Source organism: Mycobacterium sp., assembly GCF_050701675.1.
Lineage (GTDB): Bacteria > Actinomycetota > Actinomycetes > Mycobacteriales > Mycobacteriaceae > Mycobacterium.
On record NZ_JBOGDD010000211.1, the window covers coordinates 1 to 1,903 of the forward strand.

At 67.9% G+C, this 1,903-nt stretch carries 2 protein-coding genes; both read left to right on the plus strand.

Annotation, left to right across the window (positions count from 1 at the left end; genetic code table 11):
* Positions 1 to 215: 215 nt before the first annotated feature.
* Entirely contained in the window at positions 216 to 1,193 is a 978-nt protein-coding gene (locus tag ACRDUX_RS06165; RefSeq protein WP_526412022.1) for a DUF4192 family protein, read from the plus strand.
* A 186-nt stretch (positions 1,194 to 1,379) separates the two neighbouring features.
* Positions 1,380 to 1,592, plus strand: coding sequence for a hypothetical protein (locus tag ACRDUX_RS06170; protein ID WP_526412024.1), 213 nt, complete (start codon positions 1,380 to 1,382; stop codon positions 1,590 to 1,592).
* Positions 1,593 to 1,903 lie beyond the last annotated feature (311 nt).

Here is a 1,903-nt window from a genome sequence, read left to right on the forward strand (position 1 = left end):
CCTCAATATTCCCATGACAGGGGATCAAGGAGCGCTTCTCCCACGTCACGGGTTCCTGTGCGGTGGTTGAATCCGTCGCTGATGTGGCGGTCGAATGGAGCCTCGCCGACGGCCGATTGTCGGACCTCCGCCCTACACTGGAGGAAAGCCCCAGCACACGGGGCGCGCACACCGGCTAGGCCCGCGGGCCCGGTCCCCCCACCCAGGAGGGTTCTATGTTCAACACGGCAGCACTCGCATCGCTCATCACTTCGATCCCGGCTCTCCTGGGGTTCGTGCCCGAGCACTCCTGGATCCTCGTGCCCATCGCCGACGGGGCCGTGGGCACCGTCATGCGCGTCGACCTGGGCGAGCACACCGCTGAAGTGAGCGAGCGACTCGCCGCTGTCGCCGCCGACCATGAGGCCGACAGCGCCATCCTGGTCGTCGTCGACCCCCACGGCGGGGACCACGCGGACCTGGTCGAGGTCCTCGCCCACGAACTCACCATCCGGGGCATCCGAATGGCGGGCGCCGTCGCCGTCGACGACATCACCGGCGGCGGCCGCTGGCACTGCCTCGACGGCTGCGGTGCGGGCGGAACCCTGGAGGACCCCGCCGCGGGCATCCTGGCCGCGGCCGCTGTCCTCGACGGGAGAAGGCTGTACCGCAATCGAGGTGAGATGCAGTCCCTCGTGGCGCAAGATCCGACGACGGTCGAGAGGGTGAGCGCCGTTCTCGCAGCCGACAGTGTGCCGGCAGATCCGCGCGAGGCCGTCGAGTCGATCATCGCCACCGCGCGCGCCTTCGCAAACGGTGCGGTGCCCGCCGATGCTGACATCGCCTATGCCGCAACAGCACTGCTCGACAGTCAGGTTCGCGACATGCTCCTGGCATTCGCCTTGACCGGCGACAGTCACGCGGCCGAGGACTTCTGGAGCATGTTGGCGCGCTCCGTTCCCACACCCTGGCGGGTGGAGGCGTTGGCGCTGCTGGCTGTCTACGCCTATGTGCGTGCCGACGGACCTCTGGCCGGTATCGCCCTCGAAGCCGCCCTGCAAGACGACCCGTGGCACGCGTTGGCTTCGATGCTGGACTTCGCCTTGCAGTCCGCCATGCAGCCCAGCGACATTCGGTCACTCGCAGAGGTTGGCTACCGGGTGGCCCGTGAGGCAGGGGTGAACCTGCCCACCCAACTCGAGGAGACCGCGTAGGGGCAGCGCGGCGTGATGTTCGTGCGCTGGGGATCGCCGGGGATTGAAGCCGGATACCGCGAGGTCCACAGCGGAAAATTGGTGCGTCGGCACCCTCGCCGGGCGTGTGAGGATCGTATTGACCACCTTGGAGCAAACGTCTCGCGACGCGAGCAGCCGCGCCAGGACGAAGGAAAGGAGCCGTCGATGGGCCCAGTTACTGCGACGCCTGCATCGGCCGGCGACCCGGATCTGGACACGGTGCGAGATTTCGCCCGCAACCTCAAGATCGCGTGCGACGAGCTGCACGACGACCCGTTCAACCTTGACGCGCGGGCTGCCCTGCTGCGTCTGCTGGAAAGTGACTGCGCTGCAGCCGATGCCGCCCACGCCCGAGTAGCCCAGGACTGCCGAACCTGACGCGAGCGCACAACGCCCTGGCCACTTCGCGTACCCACGACGCGGACAGCAGTCTGTCCGGCGCAGTGCGCCGGTGAACGGTGACCCGAGAGGCCACCGTCCCTCGGACCCCGAAACGTCAGCAGCTACGGCACGATGCCGTAGCTTGCTGGATGAACCGGGAACCAGGGGGTCGGGATGACTGACAGCACGCGGCGACGACGCGCACACCTCGTCGTCACCACCTGTCTGATGGTCGCGGCGTCGGGCTGCGGTAGCTCCCCGACCACGCAGTCCACCTCGTCCAGCTCCGCTGAGCCGACGGTTAGCAC

Bases quoted from the DNA above. Each gene is read 5' to 3' on its own strand.
- ACRDUX_RS06170 (WP_526412024.1), top strand. From the start codon at position 1,380: ATGGGCCCAGTTACTGCGACGCCTGCATCGGCCGGCGACCCGGATCTG.
- ACRDUX_RS06165 (WP_526412022.1), top strand. From the start codon at position 216: ATGTTCAACACGGCAGCACTCGCATCGCTCATCACTTCGATCCCGGCT.